The following is a 17,310-nucleotide window of genomic DNA, read 5'->3' as shown; positions in this document are numbered from 1 at the left end:
ACGCCGAGGCGGACGAGACCTTCGGCCTGGCAGGCATACATCGATGCCGCCGGGCCGAAGTCGTGCCCGAGACTCCCCGGGTGCCCCTTCCGGCCCGGCCGCGCGCGGAAGGGCAGCTCGTTGGAAGCATTCTGGATCAGTCTCGCCGTGATCTTCGTCGCCGAACTCGGCGACAAGAGCCAGCTCATGGCGATGACCTTCGCGACCAGGTTCAAACCGTGGCCGGTCCTGGCCGGTATCACCCTGGCCACCGCGGTCGTCCACCTCGTCAGCGTCGGCCTGGGCAGGCTGGCCGGTGACCTGATCCCCACCACGGCCATCACGATCGTGGCGGGCCTGGCGTTCCTGGGGTTCGCCGTGTGGACGCTGCGCGGGGACGAGCTGACCGACGAGGAGGAGCAGAAGGCCAGCCGTACGACCAGGTCGGCGATCGTGGCGGTGACCGTGGCGTTCTTCCTCGCCGAACTCGGCGACAAGACCATGCTGGCCACCATCACGCTGGCCACGCAGTACGGCTGGTTCGGCACCTGGCTCGGCTCGACGGTCGGCATGGTCGCCGCGGACGCGCTGGCCATCCTGGTCGGCCGCATGCTCGGCAAGCACCTGCCGGAGAAGGTCATCAAGTACGGCGCCGCCGCCGCGTTCGCCGTCTTCGGCGTCGTGCTGCTGGTCGAGCCGCTGTTCGCCTGAGCCGGGGCTCACGGGGCGGCCGGAGCCTCGCCTTCGGCCGGCCCGAGCCGTTCGCGGATCTCCCGCAGGCTCGGGTTGACCAGGCCGGTGCCGTCGGGCATGACCACGGTCGGGATGAGCCAGGAGCCACCGCCGATCTCGGTGATGCGCTCGATCGCCCCCGGGGTGTGGTCGACGTCCACCTCCGTGAAGGGGATGCCGGCCCGGGTGAGCTGGGACTTCAGGCGTTGGCAGTGGCCGCACCAGGGGGCGCTGTAAACGGTGAGGGAGTCCATGCATTTCCCATTCGGAAGGTGGGTTTGACCGGGGCGCCGTCGGGCGAATACTCTCCAGAGCCAAGTGGATAGTAATGGTAGACGCAGCAGCTAGACAGGCTGGCTGGTCGCAGAAAGTAGGTCTCCGTGACCGGTCTCCCCGACGTCGCCCTCACCCGGCGTTCCCTCCTGAGATCCCTCGCCATCGTGGGCGGCCTGGCCGCGATCCCCGGTCTCGCCGCCTGCGGCTCGACCCCTCCCTCTCCCGCCGCCGGGAAGACCGACCTGCTCAGGGTCGCGCTGCCCTCCTCGATCGGCTCACTCGACGCGAGCAAGGAGGCGGGCATCATGAACTACGTCGTCGCCCTCCTCTGCCAGGAGGCGCTTGTCGGCGTCGGGCAGGACGGCGGTCTCCAGCCCGCCCTCGCCGAGTCGTGGGAGCGCAAGGACCCGAAGACCTACCTCTACCGGATCCGTTCCGGGGTGACCTTCACCGACGGCACCCCGCTGACCGCCGACGACGTCGTGGCCAGCCTCGACCTGCACGCCAGGAAGGGCTCCACCTCGGCCTACGCCTACGCCTACGCCAACGTGGACGAGATCAAGGCCGACGGCTCCACGGTCACGATCACCCTGAAGGAGCCGGACGCCTCCTTCGCCTGGACCCCCTCCCCGGGCACCCTGCAGATCACGAGCAGAAAGTTCGTCGAGACGACCGGCGAGAACATCGGCACCCCGGCCGGGAAGATCCTCGGCACCGGGCCGTACAAGGTGACCGAGTTCGCGCCCGACTCGCACGTGACGCTGGAGCGCAACGACGCCTGGTGGGGCGGCAAGGTCCCCTACCGGCAGATCAGGCTGGACTTCGTCCCCGAGGAGTCGACCCGGCTGCTGGCCATGCGCGGCGGATCCGTCGACGTCGCGCTGAACGTCCCCGCCGAGCAGATCGACCAGTGGAAGGCGATCTCCGGCGTCGAGGTCCGCACGGCCAGCGACCGGTCCCTGGTCACCCTGGCCTTCAACACCGCCAAGAAGCCCTGGAACGACGTCCACGTCCGTAAGGCGGTCGCCCACGCCGTGGACCGCGAGGGCATCGTGCGCAGCGTGCTGCGCGGCCACGGCCAGGTCGCGACGACCGTCCCCGACCCGGCCCAGTGGGGCGGCGTGCTCGACGAGGCCCAGGTCAAGGACCTCTACGCGCGCATCCCGCAGTACGGCTTCGACCTCGCCAAGGCCAAGGAGGAGCTGGCGCTCTCCTCGGTGCCGGGTGGCTTCTCCGACGTGCTGACCTACCCAAGCAGCGGCCCCCAGCTCGGCAGGGCGGCCCTCACCCTCGCCGAGAACCTCAAGACCATCGGCATCACGCTGGAGGTCAAGGAGATCCCCCTCGAACAGTGGATCTCCGAGCTGGGCAAGCACGACTCCGGCGTCTACCTCGGGTGGTACTTCGCCACGACCGGCGACCCCTCCGAGTACGTCCAGCAGCTGCTCAACGGCGCCTACGCCGGGGAGAACGGCTCCAACATCGCCGAGTACGCCAACGCCGAGGTGACCGGGCTGCTCGACGACGCCAAGAAGAGCACCGACGACGCCGCCAGGGGCAGGCTGCTGGGCGACGCGCTGGTCAGGGCCGCGGCCGACGTTCCCTACCAGCCGCTGTGGTGGGGAGAGGCGGCCACCGCGTTCGGACCGAAGATCGGCGCCGGGGAGTTCGGCCCCTACTTCTTCGTCGGCCCCTGGGCCGCCAAGCTCACCACCCGCCCATGACCGTCGTGGACCTCTCGCGGGACGCGGGACTGCGGGCGCACGCGGCCCTGGCGACCCTCCGGGTGCCCGACGCCGTCGCGCTGCACCCCGAGGGCACCCGCGTCGCCTGCGTCCTGCCCCCGTCCGAGGCCGAACCCGTCGCCCACGTGCTCGACCTCACCCGTGCGGACGCCGTCCCCACCCCGGTTCCCGAGGTCGCGGGACGCGGGCACGCGCTGACCCGCTGGCTGCCCGACGGGCGGCTGCTGCTCGCCTCGGGCGACGGGCAGGCCCTCGACCACGTCGAGGTCCGCGCGGGCGACGACCTCGTCACCGTCTGGCGGGCCGGGGTCGGCGGGGAGATCGAGGACCTGGTCGCCGACGCCGACGGCACCGTCCTCGTACGGCTCGCCGACCCCGGAAGCGAACGCGACGGCAGCCACCTCGGGCTCCGGGTGGCCGACCCGGCCGCCGACCCCTTCGTCAGGACCCCGGGCGGACGGCTGCGGCGGCTCGCCCTGCTCAGGGTCGGGGACCCGGCCCCGAGGCCCGTCCCCACCCCCGGCCTGACCGTCTGGGAGGCCGACTGGCGCGACGGCCTCGCCCTGGCCGTGACCTCGGCGGATGAGACCCCCGGCGGGTACTACCGGCCCGGCCTCGTCCTGATCGACCCGGCCACCGGGGGGACCCGGACCCTGCTGACCACCTCCTGGCAGCTCAGCCGCCCCAGGCTGGCCCCCGGTGGACGCGCGGCCGTCGTGGTCGAGGGACTGTCCATCGTCTCGGGACGGGTCGTCCACCTCGACCTGGAGAGCGGTACGGTGACCCGGCTGACCACCGTGGACGACGTCACCGACCTGGGCTGGCTCGACGAGCACACCCTGTGGTTCACCGGGTGGTCGGGAACCGGCACGCACGGCGGCACCATGACCGCCGAAGGGCGGGTGCTGAGCCGCTGGACGGCCTGGGGCACCCTCGGCGGGCGCGACGGTCAGCCGTCGCTGTCGCCGGACCGCACCGGCACCCGTGCCGCCGCCGTCTGGGAGACGGCCGGGCGACCACCGGAGATCGCGCTCGCCGTCCTCACCGAGGGTGAGTGGCACCAGGTCACCGCCCTCAACACCGACCTCGCGCGGCTGGCCGTACGGCAGGAGGAGGTGAGCTGGACCGGGCCCGACGGGCTCACGGTCCAGGGACTGCTGCTGACCTCCGGGGAGGCGCCGGGGCCGAGGCCGCTGGTGGTGATCGCGCACGGCGGGCCGACCTGGCTGTGGTCGAGCGCCTTCGCCCCCGCCGAGTCCAACCAGCTCGCGCTGCCGCTGGCGCACGCGGGCGCCGCCGTACTGCTGCCCAACCCCCGGGGCAGCAGCGGACGCGGGCAGGACTACGCCCGCCGGGTCATCGGGCACGTCGGCGAGGAGGACCTCGGGGACGTGCTCGCCGGGACCGACCACCTCGTGGCGGCCGGGATCGCCGACCCCGGGCGGATGGCGGTGCTCGGGCTGAGCTACGGCGGCTATCTCAGCGCGTGGGCGGTGACACGGACCAGGAGGTTCAGGGCGGCGGTCGTGATGTCCGGCGTCGCCGACTGGCTCAGCTTCACCACCGCGAGCAATCTCGCGGGCGGCTACGACCCGCTGTACCACCGGGGCGCCGACGCGACCACCCCGGAGGGCAGGGAGTTTCTCGCCGCGCGTTCCCCGGTCTGTCACGCCGGAGCCGTGACCACCCCGACGCTGATCCTGCACGGCGCCGAGGACAGAACCACCCCCGCCGGGCAGGCGGACCAGCTCTATCGTGCCTGGTCAGCGGCCGGAGTGAGGACTCAGCTCGTCGTCTACCCTCGGGAGGGCCACGAGCTGACCGAGCCGGGACACCGTCACGACGCGGCCGGCCGCGTGCTCGCCTGGCTGACGGAGAACGGGGTGCTGTGATGGACGGGCGGAGCCGGGACGGCCTCCCGTGGGACGGGGACGACGGCTCTCACGGGGACGTCCGGGAGGCCGCCGTGGGAGGCGGCGCTTACGAGGGCGTCCGGGAGAACGGCTCGCGCGAGGACGCCACGGGGGACGGCTCTCACGGGGGCGTCCGGGAGGCCGCTCCGGGAGAGGGCGGTCACCGTGTCCGGCGCGCCGGGCGGGGCTGGGGCGCCTTTCTGGCGCGCAGGCTGGCGGGGACCGCCGTCGTCGTCGCCCTGGTCTCCGTGGGCGTATTCGGCCTGCTCTACCTCGCCCCGGGCTCGGTCCAGCAGACCCTGCTCGGCACCCGTCCCGCCACGCCGGAGACCATCGCCGCCATCCAGGCCCGCTACCACCTCGACGACCCGCTGCCGGTGCGGTACCTCACCTGGCTCGGCGGCGCCCTGCGCGGCGACCTCGGCGTCTCCATCAGGACCGGCTCCCCGGTCGCGGACATGATCGGCGAACGACTGCCGCTCACCCTGGCGCTCACCGGGTACGGCACGCTGCTCGCGGTGCTCGTCGGCGTCCCCCTCGGCGTCGCGGGAGCCGTACGGCGGGGCAGGGCGACCGACCGGTTCACGGTCACCGCCGGGGTGGTCGGGCTGAGCGCCCCGCCGTTCGCCGTGGGACTGCTGCTGCTCGTGGTCTTCGCCGCCTGGCTCGGCTGGTTCCCCGTGTACGGCACCGGCGAGGGCCTGGCCGACCGGATCTGGCACCTGACGCTGCCTGCCGCCGCGCTGGCCGTGGGCGCCGTGGGCATGCTCGTCCGTTTCAGCAGGGCCGCGCTCATCCGCGAACTCGACCAGGACTACGTGGTCTTCGCCAGGGCACGCGGCCTGGGCGGCGCCGGGGTCCTGGCCTACGCGCTGCGCAACTCGCTCGTGCCGATCCTCACCGCCGCCGGGCTGGTCGTGACCGGCATGCTGGCCGGGACCGTACTGGTCGAGGTGACCTTCGCGCTGCCCGGCCTCGGCTCCCTGCTGGTCGACTCGGTCACCTTCAAGGACGTGCCCGTGGTCCAGGCGCTCGCGCTGCTGCTCACCCTGCTCATCGCCGCCGTCAACCTCCTGGTCGACGTCGGCTACTCCCTGGCCGACCCCAGGGTCAGGATCGGCGGGAGGGCCTCGTGAGGCGCCCGTTCACCGGCCGTCGTCCGCAGGAGGCCGTGGAGGTCCGCAGGAGAGGCGCGGCGCGGCCCGCGTGGCTGCGCGCCCCGGTGAGTGTGGCCGTCGCGCTCCTGGTGCTTGTCCTGGCGGCTGTCGCCGCCGCCTTCTCCCCCTGGATCGTGCCGGACGCCACCGCCCAGGACCTGATGCTGGGCATCAGCGGCCCCGGCCCCGGCCACCCGCTCGGCACCGACGACCTGGGCCGCGACGTGCTGGACCTGCTGGTCGCCGGAGCCCGTACGGCCGTGCCGGGGGCACTGTGCGTGGCCCTCGGCTCGATGGTCGTCGGCAACCTGGCCGGGCTGCCCGCCGGATACCTCGGCGGCTGGGTGGACGCGCTGGTCATGCGCTGGGCCGACCTGGTGTTCTCGCTGCCCGCCCTGCTGGTCGCCATCGTCGTGGCGGGCGTGCTCGGCGGCGGGTACGGCCTGGCCATCGCCGTACTGGTCGTGCTGTTCTCGCCGACCGACACACGGGTGGTGCGCGGAGCCGTACTCGAACAGCGGCACCGCCCCTACGTCGAGGCCGCCCAGATGAAGAACCTCTCCTCCTGGCGGATCATGACGCGGCACGTGTGGCCGAACATCGCGCCCGTCGCACTGGCCAACGTGTTCCTCAACTTCGCCTACGCCCTGGTCTCGCTGGCCTCGCTGTCCTTCCTCGGTCTGGGCGTCGCGGCGGGCTCACCCGACTGGGGGCGGACGCTGTCGGACAACCGCACCCAGTTCCTGGCCAACCCCTGGACGGTGATCGCCCCCGGCCTGGCGATCATCGCCGTCGCCGCCGCGCTCAACATCGTGGGTGACTGGCTCTACGAACGCGTGGACGCGCGGGGAAGGGCGCGCTGAGGATGGCACAAGAGGGCGGGATCACGGTCGAGGGGCTGACCGTACGGCAGCCCGCGACCGGCAGGACCCTGTTGTCCGAGGTCTCCTTCGACGTCGCGCCGGGGGAGTCCCTCGCGATCGTCGGTGAGTCCGGCTCCGGCAAGTCGCTCACGGTCAGGGCGACGCTCGGCCTGCTGCCCAGGGGACTCGACGCCTCCGGCCGGGTGAGCGTCGACGGCGTGCGGGTCGACGACGACCCCCGAACCCGCGCCCGGCAGCGCGGCGGCGTGGTCTCCCTCCTCATGCAGGACCCGTTCACGCTGCTCAACCCGCTGCGCCGGGTGGGGAGGCAGATCGCCGACGGGCTGCCGAAGGGGGCCGACGCCGCGACCGAGGTGCCCAGGCTGCTGGCCGAGGTCGGGCTGCCCGGGGACGTGGCCGGGCGCTACCCGTTCCAGCTGTCCGGCGGCATGCGGCAGCGTGTCGGCCTGGCCGCCGCGCTCGCGGGCGGGCCCCGCGTGCTGGTCGCCGACGAGCCGACGACCGCGCTCGACGCGACCACCCAGCGTGAGGTGCTCGCCCTGGTCCGGCGCATTCAGCGGGACCGGGGCATGGCGTTCGTGCTCATCACCCACGACCTGCGGCTGGCCTTCTCCACCTGCGACCGGGTCATGGTGATGTACGCCGGGCGGATCATGGAGAGTGGTGGGGCGGCGGCCGTACGGGACGAGCAGCTCCACCCCTACACCCGGGCCCTGCTGGCGGCCGAACCGCCCGCCGACCGGCGCCTGGCCGTCATCCCGGCCGTCCCCGGCTCCGTGCCGGCCCACGACGCGGTCGCCGACCGGTGCGCCTTCGCCGCCCGCTGCTCCCTGGCCGTGCCCGGGTGCCTGGCCGTACGGCCCTCGGCTCTGCCGGTACGGCCAGGGCGGGAGTCGGCCTGCCTGCGCGCCGCCGAGCTGCCCGCCAGGCCCGCGCCCGCACCGGGGGTCGCGCCTGGCGCCCCGGTCACGGCCGCCCCGGTGCTCGACCTGCGTGACCTGCGCAGAACCTTCGCCGGATCCGCCCGGCCCGCCCTCGCCGGGGTGAGCCTCACCGTCGCACCCGGCGAGGTGGTCGGCGTGGTCGGTGAGTCTGGGTCGGGCAAGACCACGCTCGCCCGCTGCGTCGCCGGGCTGGAACGCCCCGACGCGGGCACGGTCCTGCTCGACGGGATCGACTGCTCCGACTACGGCAGGCTGAGCCGTACGGCGGTGCGCCAGGCCCGGCGCACCGCGCAGATGATCTTCCAGGACCCCTATTCGACGCTCAACCCCGTCCGCACGATCGGGGCGACCCTGGCCGAGGCCCTGCGCGCCGACGACCGGTCGGCTGCCCCGGGAGACGTCGCCCGGCTGCTCGAATCGGTCGGCCTGAGCCGCGACACGGCCGGGACGCGCCCCGCCGCGCTGTCCGGCGGTGAACGTCAGCGGGTCGCGATCGCCCGTGCGGTGGCGGGTGAGCCCCGGCTGCTGATCTGCGACGAACCGGTCTCCGCGCTCGACGTCTCGGTGCAGGCGCAGATCCTCGCCCTCCTGGCAGAGCTGCGGGAACGGCTGTCCATGGCGATGCTGTTCATCACCCATGACCTGGCGGTCGTCCGTCAGGTCGCCGACCGGCTCTACGTGCTTGAGGCGGGCCGGTGCGTGGAGACGGGCCCCGTCGACCAGGTCCTCGACGCCCCCTCCCACCCCTACACGCGGACGTTGCTGGCCAGCGTCCCCGACGGCTCCCCGGGCTGGCTCGGTTAACGCCGCAGTGGCCTGCCCGGGTCACCCGGGGGTCAGGGCGGCCTCCGCCTCGGCGAACTCCCTCGCCGGATCCACCATCCTGGTCAGCAGCTCAAGGTCGTCCGGGTCGTAGCGCCGCCTGATCTCGCGCCGGCGTTCGGCGGCGACGCGCAGCGGCGGCACCGCCTCGGCGTACGCGCCGCGCCTTCAGCCTGCCCGCGAACATCGCGGCCGGGCCCCCGCCGCTCCCGGCCGAACGCAGGTACCGGCGTTCGGACTCCTGCCAGTCCTTGTGGTGGCCGAGTTCGGCGTCGTGTCGGCGTCGTGTCGGTGCCGGTGGTCATGGGCCGCCCTCGGCGGGAACGGCCTGGTGGTGGTCCATCGGGCCGTGGGTGAGGACGGGCCCGTTGGCCGGGTCCTCGACATCCCTGCACGTGGACGTCGCCGGATGGGTTCGGGGAGGGTTTGACGGGTTAGTCGCCGCGAAGATAGTCTGCGCGCATCCTAAATGTCGAAGGGGAGACCCATGTGGGAGTACGAGCACAGCGTCGAGACCACCGCCGCTCCTGAGGCGCTGTGGCGTCGCTGGTCCGACATGGAGACGTGGCCACAGTGGAACGACGGGATCGAGAAGATCGAGGTCGACGGCCCGTTCGCCGTGGGCACGGCGTTCAGGATGACCCCGCCGGGGGAGGGCCCCATCGAGTTGCGCCTGGTGGAGATCGTGCCGGGCGAGGTGTTCACCGACGAGATGGACGCCGGTGGGTTCGTCGTGCGCACCGTGCACCGGCTGGAGCGGCTCGACGCGGGACGGACCCGGGTGACCTACCGTACGGAGATCGTCGGACAGGCCGCGGACGAGGTCGGGCCCCAGCTCGGTCCGGCGATCACCGCGGACTTCCCCGACGTGGTGGCCGCGCTGGTGAAGCGGGCGGAGGAGGGTTAGGCCGTGGTCGCCCATCCGGACGAGAGCCCGGGGTTCCTGCTGTGGCACGTCACGCTGCGCTGGCAGCGGGAGATCGTCGCCGCCCTCGCCCCGCTGGACCTCACCCACGTGCAGTTCGTGCTGCTGGCGACCGCCTGGTGGATGAACTCCCACGGCGAGAGTCCCAACCAGCTCAGCCTGGCCAGGCGCGCGGGCACCGACGTGAAGATGACCTCGCAGGTGCTGCGCAGGCTGGAGGACAAGGGCCTCCTCAGGCGGGAGGTCGATCCGGCGGACACCCGGGCCAAGTTGCTGAGGACCACCGACGAGGGCGCCGAGCTGGCACGGCGGGCCATCGGCGTCGTGGAGGCCGCCGACGCGGCCTTCTTCGGAGCCACTCCCGACCTGTCCACCCTGCAGGCCCTGATGCGCCCTCTCGCCGACCGCCCTCTCGCCGACCCCTGAGCCGGGCCGGGTCGAGGGAGCCGCCGGTCCTGGCCGTGTGTTTCCTGGGACCGGCGGCGTGCTCGGTGTTCTTCGCCGGATGACCGGTGGTCGTGTGGGCGCCGGAGGCGGCCAGGCCCGCGTGACGGGTGGTCAGGACCAGTAGGAGCGGGCCCGTTCTGCGGCGGTGGTGAGGGCCTCGCCGTCGATCTTGGTGAAGGTCAGCGGCACGTCGAACGCGGGCCACTGGACCACGAACTCGAACGGCTCCGGCGGCGGCAGCGGCCACATCCACAGGTTCCAGTGGCCGGTGGCCAGGCGGCCTCCACCGCCCCCGCCGCCTCCGCCGCCCTGACGCAGGACGGGTCCCTTGGGACGCGGCGGCGGCCACTCGTCGGAGTTCGTCCTGCCGTCCACGGTCGTCGCCTTGGAGCCGTCGGGCAGGCGCACGCCGAAGCGCAGGACCTCGTCCTCAAGGAGGCGGCTGGGGCGGGTCCGGTTGCGGCGTCCCTCGAACATCAGGCCGCGCCGCTCCCACCAGCTGTCCTCGTCCTCGTCGAGGAGTCGCCGTGCCGCCAGCCGTACGTGGAACTTCACGTTCTCGGGGAAGGCGACGGCACTGGCGAGGACGATCGTGATCGAGTCGCTCTGGAACAGCGTCTGCTCGACGGCCACGGTGCCGCCGAGCAGATCCTTCGGGGGGCCTGCCCACGGGGGCTGATCTCTCTCCTCCGAGGCCAGGTCCCGGCCGAGTCGTGGAGGGGGGGTGAAGAAATCCATGCGGTCAAAGTACGCAACCTCACAGCCCGTCCGGGTGTTTTTTCACCACATAGCACCCCATAAGTGCGGTGTCCCGATCGATACGGCGCACCCATATAGACGGATTTATCCAGAAAAATCCTTTTCCTGTACGGCTGGCGCACCCGCGCGGTTCGTCGGCCAGGGGAGGGTCAGGGCCAGTAGGAGTGCGCGCGCCTCGCGGCGGCGACGAGCGGTGCGCCGTCGATCTCGGTGAACGTCAGCGGCACCTCGAAGGCGGGCCACTCGACGGCGACCTCGAACGGCTCCGGCGGCGGCAACGGCCACAACCACAACGGCCAGTGCCCGGTGGCGAAGTCGTCGCCTCCCGACCTGTCGCCCGATCCCTGGAGGTGCAGGACCGGCCCGTCCGAGTGCGGAGAGGGCTGTTCCCCGGTCCCCGGAGCGCCGTCCACGGTCGTCGCCTTCGACCCGTCGGAGAAACGGACGCCGAGCCGCATGACCTCATCCGAGAGGCGGGAGCCGTGATGGCCGTGAAAATCGAACAGCCGGTCGTGGCGGTCCCACCAGACGTCGTCGTTGACTCCCTCCAACCGGCGGAACGCCATTCGCACGTTGAGCGTCACCCCTTCGGGAAAGGCGAGGGCGTCGGTGAGCACGATGGCCAGTGCCTCCGTGCGGAACAGTGTCCGGTCGACGGGAACGACGGCGCCGACGAAATCCTCGGGAGGGCCGAGCCAGGGTGGTCTCTTTTCCCGCTTCATCGGTTTCCGCTCGGGAGGCGGTGGCGCGGTGAAGAAATCCATATGGCCACGCTATACAAATCCCGTTCCATGGCCGGACGGAAAGAATTCCACTTCTCCGGTCCTGGGCCGGCGGATCCGAAAGGCCCTCACGCCCCGACCCCGTGGTCGTGTGAACGGGAGGGCCTGGCAGAGTTTCGGGTGTTACGGGTGACACAGCACAAGGAACGGGACCATGACATCCATCGAGTTCGGAACGCCCTCGACCCTGCCGCCGACCAACGGCTACAGCCACGTGGCGAGCATTCCCCCTGGTAGCAGGATCGTGTGGACCTCGGGGCAGGTCCCGATCGACGCCGAGGGGACGGTCGCGACGGCGGGTGACTGGGAGGCGCAGACCCGCCAGGTCATGCGGAACGTGGGAGCCGCCCTCGAAGCGGGTGGGGCGACCTGGGACGACGTCTTCAAGCTGACGATCTTCGTGGTGGACACCTCGGCGCTGGCGACCGTGCGGGCCGTACGGGACGAGTTCATCAACCTGGAGCGTCCTCCGACGAGCTCCCTCGTCCAGGTCGCGGGCCTGTTCCGGCCTGACATCCTCATTGAGATCGAAGCCGTGGCCGCCATTTCCGAATCGTAGGGAAAGCGCGGTAGGCCGTCTCCGGCAGAAGAAAATCCCTTAGTAAGAAGATTGTTTTTCGATAGCATCGGGACCGCCTCGTTCAGTTTCCATGACACGGAGGTGGACGATGGCGGACGCCCGGGCCGACGGCGCCACCGAGGGAAATCCGCCGGTGGGTGTGCGGACTCCGCGGTTCCGGCGGCTCTGGTGGTCGTGGACGATCTCGTTGTGCGGGGACGGGGTGCGGTTCCTGGCCCTTCCCCTCTATGTCGCGCTGCGCAGCAGGGATCCGCTGGCGACGAGCGCGGTGGCCTTCGCGGAGACGTTGCCGTGGCTGCTGGGCGCGTTGCCCGCCGGGGCCGTCGTGGACCGGTCGCCGCCGCGGACCGTGCTGGTCGCCGCGCACGGGGTGCGGGCCGTACTGACGGCCGTGCTGGTGACGGCCATGGCGGCAGGCGCGGACTCGGTGGCGTTGCTGTGCGTCTTCGCCTTCCTGCTGACGCTCGCCGAGACCTTCGCCGACCCCGCCTCCCAGGTCATGATGGTGCACCTGGCCGGACCGGATGATCTCCAGGAGGCGAACTCCCGCTTCTACGCCGTCAACACGGTGGCCATGACCGTCATCGGTCCCCTCGCCGGTGGCCTGGTGATCGCCGTCAACCCCGTGTTGGCCTTCACCGTCGACGGGCTCAGCTTCGTGGCGGCCGCGCTGCTCGTGGCCACCCTCCCCGCCTTCCCCGCCGACGCCGGGGCGACAGGTACCCGGCTGGTGGCGGGGGTCGGGGAGAGCATCCGTCTCCTGCTGGGACACCCCGGGCTGCGCACGCTCGCCACCATGGTGATGGTCGCCGGCGTCGCCTCGACCGCCTTCGACACCCTGCTGCCGCTCTACGCCGTCGACAGCCTGGGCATGGGCCCCCGTACGGTCGGGTCGCTGGTCATGGCGTTCGGCGTCGCCACCCTGGCGGGAACCTGGCTGGCCCCGCGCCTGGCCAGGCGGGTCTCCGACGGCCCGGTGATGATCACGGGGATGGTCGTTTCCGGCGGCGGGATCACGCTGGTCGGCCTGGTGGGCACCGTCGCCGCGGCCTGGACGGGTGTGGCGATGATGGGCGCGGGCGTGGGGCTGTGGAACGTGCTCTCCGCGACGCGCCGCCAGCGCCTCACCCCGCCGGGCGCGATGGGCCGCGTCTCTGGCGCCTACCGGATGATGGCCTGGGGCCTCATGCCCGTGGGCAGCGGGCTGGCGGGAGTGCTGGCCGCCGCCACCACGTTGCGGGTTCCCATACTGGTGGCCGGGCTGGCCACGATCCTGACCATCGCCCTGCTCGCCGTTCCCCTGCTCAGGACGGGTCCCGCGCGGGAGACCCCCTGAACGGGGCTCAGTCCTCGGAGAAGGAGATCAGGGTCAGGACGCGGCAGGGGAGGGCGCCGGTGACGTAGAGGTGGTCGGACTCGGAGGCGAACCGCAGGGCGTCCCCCGCGGCCAGGGTGACCGACCACTCCGCCGTCTCGACCGTCACCTCCCCGGAGACCACGTAGGCGTGCTCGACCGACCCCCGGCCGTGTGAGCTCTTGGCGCTGCGGGTCCCGGCCGGGATGTCACCCTCGGCCAGTTCGAAACGGCGGCGGTCGGGGGCGGCGAACAGGGTGCGGACCGCGCTGTCACCGACCAGCAGGGGGGCGTTCTCCCCACGCCGGACGACCTCGGGCCCCACCAGGTTGACGCGGGTCAGCTCGCCGAAGGTCAGTTCGAGGGCGGTGGCCAGCCGGGAGAGCACCTCGACCGTGGGGTTGGCGACGCCCCGCTCGACCTGGGAGATCAACGCCTTGCTCACCCCGGTCAGCTCGGCCAGCTCACGGACGCTGAGACCGCGTGCCAGGCGGACACGGCGCAGGTTGGCGGCGATCGCCTCACGCACCCCGGCCGCCTCGGCGGGGGCGTCACGTACGGCGGGAGCCGCGAAGGAGGCCGCGAGAGAACCGGTCACGTCGAAGGCGGCGCCGTTCTCGCTCCGCATGGCTCCCCCTCACATGGCTGCCCGTACGCATCACATGATGCAGGACGTCAGCCGATGAGGGCGAGGCGGTGGGCCGCGGCGGCGGCCTCGCCCCTGGTGGAGACACCGAGCTTGCCCAGGATGTTGGAGACGTGCACGCTGACGGTCTTGGCCGAGATGAACAGCTCGGCCGCGATGTCGCGGTTCGACCGTCCCTGGGCGACCAGGCGGAGCACCTCCTGCTCGCGAGGGGTCAGCGGCGCCGTCGCGGAAGCCGTTGCCGGCGCCGTCGCGGCCGGGACGCCCTCCCCGGTGAGGGAAACCCCGATCCTGCGGGCCAGCGCCTCGATCTCCGCCTGCAGGGGCCGGGCCGACAGCGCGACGGCGATGGGGTGCGCCGTACGCAGCCGTACGGCGGCGCCCTCACGATCACCCGCGCCCGCCGCCGCCCGCCCCGCGTGGAGCAGCGACTTGGCACGGGGGTGGGGCCGGTCGAGCCGTTCCCAGGTGATGGCGGCGGCGTCGTGGTCACCGTTGACGCTGAGCCGGTAGGCCTCGGCGACCGGGCTGTGCACGCCCATCGTGGCCCCGACCCCCTGGACCTGGGCGCGCAGCGCCGTCGCGCGCTCAGGAGCGATGGGCTCGGCGGCCTCGGCGACCGCGGCCAGCAGGGAGAGCACCCGCCAGCCGAGCATGGGCTTGCTGGTGATCTGCGCCTCCCCGACCACCCGTTCGGTGACGTCGAGCGCGGCCAGGGGTTCGCCGTCCAGCAGGTGCAGGCCGATCCTGAGCCGGGAGTTGGCCGAACGCTCCTGGGTGAACTCGTCCAGGACGGTGAACGCCTCGACCTCGTTCAGCACGGACCTGACCACCTCGGTCTCACCCCGGGCGACCGCCACGTCGGCCCTGATGCGGCGCAGGTGGTGGCGGGTGCGCAGGGTGGGGTCCATGGTGAGCGCCTGCTCGGCGAGCTGGGCGGCCTCCTCGAACCGGCCGAGCGACTCAAGGGCCTCGGCCCGGTTGTTGGCCAGGAACGTCCCCGAGACGCGGTAACGGCCGTACTTCCTGGCCAGTTGCTCGCCTTCGAGCGCCAGCTCGACCGCCTCGGCGGAGCGGCCCATGTTGTTGAGGGCGTCCACGGTGTTGCTGAGCGCCCGCAGGACGATACGGCCGGAGGCCTTGCGCAGGCCGATGGCCTGGGCGGTCTCGTTGATGGCGACCGTCTCCTCAAGCCGGCCTTCGATGGAGGGACCGAGGGCCAGGTTGAGCAGCAGGTCGGCTTCGAGGCACTCGTCGTTGTGCTCGCGGGCGATGCGCAGCGCCTCCTCGGTGAGCGCGGTCCCCTCCGTCACCTCACCGCTGAAGATCAGGTAGGACCCCAGCTTGGACAGCACCACGGCGCGTTCCGGACTCGGGTCGGGGACCAGGCGCGCCGCGTAGCGGAAGTGGTCGAGAGCTCCCGGCCTGCGCTTCGACATCTTGAACTGGGCAAGCCGTACGAGGAGTTCGGCGACCCGGCCTGGCTGGGTCTGCTCGTCGAGTTCGTCCAGCGCGGCCTTGACGAACTTCATGCCGCGGTCGATCTCACCGCAGGAGTGGGCGGCCTCGGAGGCCTCTTCGAGGACCGTCGTGTGGTCGACGCCGATGCGCGAGGAGGCGTCGGGAACCTTGTTCCACAGCGTGAGCACCCGTTCGAGCAGCTGCATCTTCTCGTTGTAGGCGAAGGTCCTGGACGCCTTGGCCGCGGCCTCCCAGGCCGAGATGAGGGCCCACAGGTCGTCACGGGCGGAGTACCAGTGGTGGGCGATCTCGATGGCGGCCCGGCCCATGGGGACCAGGGTGCGGTCCCTGCCGATCTCCTCGGCGAAGCGGGCGTGCAGCCGTACGTGCTCGCCGGGCAGCAGCTCGTCGTGTACGGCTTCGCGGATCAGGGCGTGCCGGAAGGCGTAGGCGCGGCCGTCGGCGACCTGGAGCACGTTGGCCGCGATGGCGGGCCGCAGGGTGTCCTCAAGATCGACGTCGGACAGGCCGCTGACGGCGGCCAGCAGGTCGTGGCCGACCCGGATGCCGCCCGCGGCGGCGATGCGCAGCAGCCGCTGGGTCTCGTCGGGCAGCTGTTCGACGGCGCCGAGGATCAGGTCGTGCAGGGAGTCGGGGTAGGAGGAGTCGACGCCGCATTCGAGCAGCGCCTCGACGAACAGGGGGATGCCCTCGCTGCGTTCGAAGACCTGCCCGACCTGGGAGAACTCCGGGGTCGTGCCGAGGATGCCGGCCATCTGGGCGGCGACCTCGTCACGGGTGAGCCTGGGCAGCTCCAGCCTGGCGACCCCCTCGACCCGGCCGAGCTCGGCCAGGACGGGACGGAGCGGGTGCTGGCGGTGCAACTCGTCCGAGCGGTAGGTCATGACCATCAGGACCGGGGCGGTACGGAGGTTCCGGCTGAGGAAGGCGATCAGGTCACGGCTCGACCGGTCGGCCCAGTGGATGTCCTCGATGACCAGGATCACCGGGTTGCGCTCGGCCAGCCGTTCCAGAAGGGTGAGGATCTGCTCGAAGAGCCGCCCCCTCGCGGTGTCGGTCTCGACCTCACCGCTCGGCTCGCCGAACTCGGGCAGCAGTCTGGCGAGGTCGCGCGCCCCGCCGACCGGCAGCAGCGCCGCGACCTCCTCGGCGCTCGTCTCACGCACGAGCTGGCGGATCGCCGCGGTGAACGGCGCGTAGGCCAGGCCCTCCGTCGACAGTTCGACACAGCCGCCGATGAGCACGTGCGCCCCCCGGCTCGCGGCGCGCTCGGCGAAGAACCCGATCAACCGTGACTTGCCGACCCCCGCCTCGCCCCCGAGCAGCACCGTCGCGGCCGCGGTGCTCCGGGCCTGCTCGAACGACTCGGACAAAGCGGCGAGTTCTATCTCCCGCCCTACGAAGACGGGGCTTGCCGCCCGACCCACCATGTCTTCCAGCATGTCATGCCTTATACGAACTCTTCTTCCCATTTATCTCTCGGCAGAAGAGGTGACGACCTACGGGGGGTGGAGGGCCCGGCCGGGTGAATACCGGTGGCCGGGCCCTCGTGACGTGGTCATGCGGAAGCGGGCTTGCGGAACAGACCCCTGCGGCGCTCACCGGAGGACTGTCGCTTCTGCTCCGCCTCCTGCCGCCGGGTGGCCTCACGGGCGCGGCGGTACTCGACGGCCTCTCTGCGAAGGTCGGCGGCGCGCTGCTCGATCAGCTGGTGGTGGAACTCGGGAGCCATTTCGGCTTCCTCCTCACGGGGCGACTGCCCCCGGTGGTGCGATTTCCTTACACCTTCGAGACTCCTCCTAAGGCCCCCGTCGCCACATCGGACGGATGCCTTATCTCCACGGCCCCGGCGGTCGGGGGCATACCTAGGCCGGGGCGGGGCC

Annotated in this window: 17 protein-coding genes; 10 read left to right on the top strand and 7 right to left on the bottom strand. The window is 72.0% G+C overall.

The window, feature by feature from the left end; all coding sequences use genetic code 11:
• The first annotated feature begins 120 nt into the window (after positions 1-120).
• Positions 121-690 (top strand): TMEM165/GDT1 family protein, encoded by a 570-nt coding sequence (locus tag ABT340_RS12265; protein WP_352010777.1) that lies wholly within the window; start codon positions 121-123, stop codon positions 688-690.
• Between the two features lie 8 nt (positions 691-698).
• On the opposite strand, the gene ABT340_RS12260 is transcribed toward ABT340_RS12265, so the two are convergent.
• The gene (locus ABT340_RS12260) at positions 699-965 is read right to left on the bottom strand and encodes a glutaredoxin family protein (RefSeq protein ID WP_352010776.1); all 267 of its coding nucleotides are present in this window, start codon (positions 963-965) and stop codon (positions 699-701) included.
• 126 nt (positions 966-1,091) lie between these two features.
• Between ABT340_RS12260 and ABT340_RS12255 the strand changes: the two genes are divergently transcribed.
• The 5 genes from ABT340_RS12255 (at position 1,092) to ABT340_RS12235 (ending at position 8,434) form a co-directional block, all read left to right on the top strand.
• Entirely contained in the window at positions 1,092-2,711 is a 1,620-nt protein-coding gene (locus ABT340_RS12255) for an ABC transporter substrate-binding protein (RefSeq protein WP_352010775.1), read from the top strand.
• Positions 2,708-4,624, top strand: a complete 1,917-nt coding sequence (locus tag ABT340_RS12250) for an alpha/beta hydrolase family protein (RefSeq protein WP_352010774.1) — start codon at positions 2,708-2,710, stop codon at positions 4,622-4,624. The genes ABT340_RS12255 and ABT340_RS12250 overlap by 4 nt, the downstream gene beginning before the upstream one ends.
• 74 nt (positions 4,625-4,698) lie before the next feature.
• Complete coding sequence (locus tag ABT340_RS12245; protein ID WP_352010773.1) at positions 4,699-5,781, top strand: ABC transporter permease; 1,083 nt, start codon at positions 4,699-4,701, stop codon at positions 5,779-5,781.
• On the top strand, positions 5,778-6,665 hold the full coding sequence (locus ABT340_RS12240) for an ABC transporter permease (protein WP_352010772.1): 888 nt from the start codon (positions 5,778-5,780) through the stop codon (positions 6,663-6,665). The genes ABT340_RS12245 and ABT340_RS12240 overlap by 4 nt, the downstream gene beginning before the upstream one ends.
• Positions 6,666-6,667: 2 nt before the next feature.
• Positions 6,668-8,434, top strand: coding sequence for an ABC transporter ATP-binding protein (locus tag ABT340_RS12235; RefSeq protein ID WP_352010771.1), 1,767 nt, complete (start codon positions 6,668-6,670; stop codon positions 8,432-8,434).
• Between the two features lie 21 nt (positions 8,435-8,455).
• On the opposite strand, the gene ABT340_RS12230 is transcribed toward ABT340_RS12235, so the two are convergent.
• Positions 8,456-8,596 carry a hypothetical protein gene (locus tag ABT340_RS12230; protein ID WP_352010770.1) on the bottom strand — a complete coding sequence of 47 codons (141 nt, stop codon included), beginning with the start codon at positions 8,594-8,596 and terminating at the stop codon, positions 8,456-8,458.
• 343 nt (positions 8,597-8,939) lie between these two features.
• On the opposite strand from ABT340_RS12230, the gene ABT340_RS12225 reads away from it, so the two are divergent.
• Positions 8,940-9,359, top strand: a complete 420-nt coding sequence (locus tag ABT340_RS12225; RefSeq protein ID WP_352010769.1) for an SRPBCC family protein — start codon at positions 8,940-8,942, stop codon at positions 9,357-9,359.
• A gap of 3 nt (positions 9,360-9,362) precedes the next feature.
• On the top strand, positions 9,363-9,803 hold the full coding sequence (locus tag ABT340_RS12220) for a MarR family winged helix-turn-helix transcriptional regulator (protein ID WP_352010768.1): 441 nt from the start codon (positions 9,363-9,365) through the stop codon (positions 9,801-9,803).
• A gap of 132 nt (positions 9,804-9,935) precedes the next feature.
• Here ABT340_RS12220 and ABT340_RS12215 read toward each other — a convergent pair whose 3' ends face one another.
• Positions 9,936-10,562 (bottom strand): hypothetical protein, encoded by a 627-nt coding sequence (locus tag ABT340_RS12215; RefSeq protein WP_352010767.1) that lies wholly within the window; start codon positions 10,560-10,562, stop codon positions 9,936-9,938.
• A 170-nt stretch (positions 10,563-10,732) separates the two neighbouring features.
• Positions 10,733-11,347 carry a hypothetical protein gene (locus tag ABT340_RS12210; protein WP_352010766.1) on the bottom strand — a complete coding sequence of 205 codons (615 nt, stop codon included), beginning with the start codon at positions 11,345-11,347 and terminating at the stop codon, positions 10,733-10,735.
• A 172-nt stretch (positions 11,348-11,519) separates the two neighbouring features.
• On the opposite strand from ABT340_RS12210, the gene ABT340_RS12205 reads away from it, so the two are divergent.
• Positions 11,520-11,924 (top strand): RidA family protein, encoded by a 405-nt coding sequence (locus ABT340_RS12205; RefSeq protein WP_352010765.1) that lies wholly within the window; start codon positions 11,520-11,522, stop codon positions 11,922-11,924.
• A 109-nt stretch (positions 11,925-12,033) separates the two neighbouring features.
• Complete coding sequence (locus tag ABT340_RS12200) at positions 12,034-13,281, top strand: MFS transporter (RefSeq protein ID WP_352010764.1); 1,248 nt, start codon at positions 12,034-12,036, stop codon at positions 13,279-13,281.
• 7 nt (positions 13,282-13,288) lie between these two features.
• On the opposite strand, the gene ABT340_RS12195 is transcribed toward ABT340_RS12200, so the two are convergent.
• The 3 genes from ABT340_RS12195 to ABT340_RS12185 form a co-directional block, all read right to left on the bottom strand.
• A complete protein-coding gene (locus ABT340_RS12195) occupies positions 13,289-13,927 on the bottom strand; it encodes a helix-turn-helix domain-containing protein (protein ID WP_352010763.1) in 639 nt (212 codons plus the stop codon).
• Between the two features lie 47 nt (positions 13,928-13,974).
• Positions 13,975-16,869, bottom strand: a complete 2,895-nt coding sequence (locus ABT340_RS12190; protein WP_352010762.1) for a helix-turn-helix transcriptional regulator — start codon at positions 16,867-16,869, stop codon at positions 13,975-13,977.
• Between the two features lie 116 nt (positions 16,870-16,985).
• Positions 16,986-17,159, bottom strand: a complete 174-nt coding sequence (locus ABT340_RS12185; protein WP_352010761.1) for a hypothetical protein — start codon at positions 17,157-17,159, stop codon at positions 16,986-16,988.
• Between the last annotated feature and the right edge of the window lie 151 nt (positions 17,160-17,310).

Origin of the sequence: Streptosporangium sp. NPDC000239 (genome assembly GCF_040300765.1) — a bacterium.
In the GTDB taxonomy this organism is placed as follows: domain Bacteria; phylum Actinomycetota; class Actinomycetes; order Streptosporangiales; family Streptosporangiaceae; genus Streptosporangium.
This window is presented reverse-complemented; position numbering and strand designations above follow the sequence as displayed.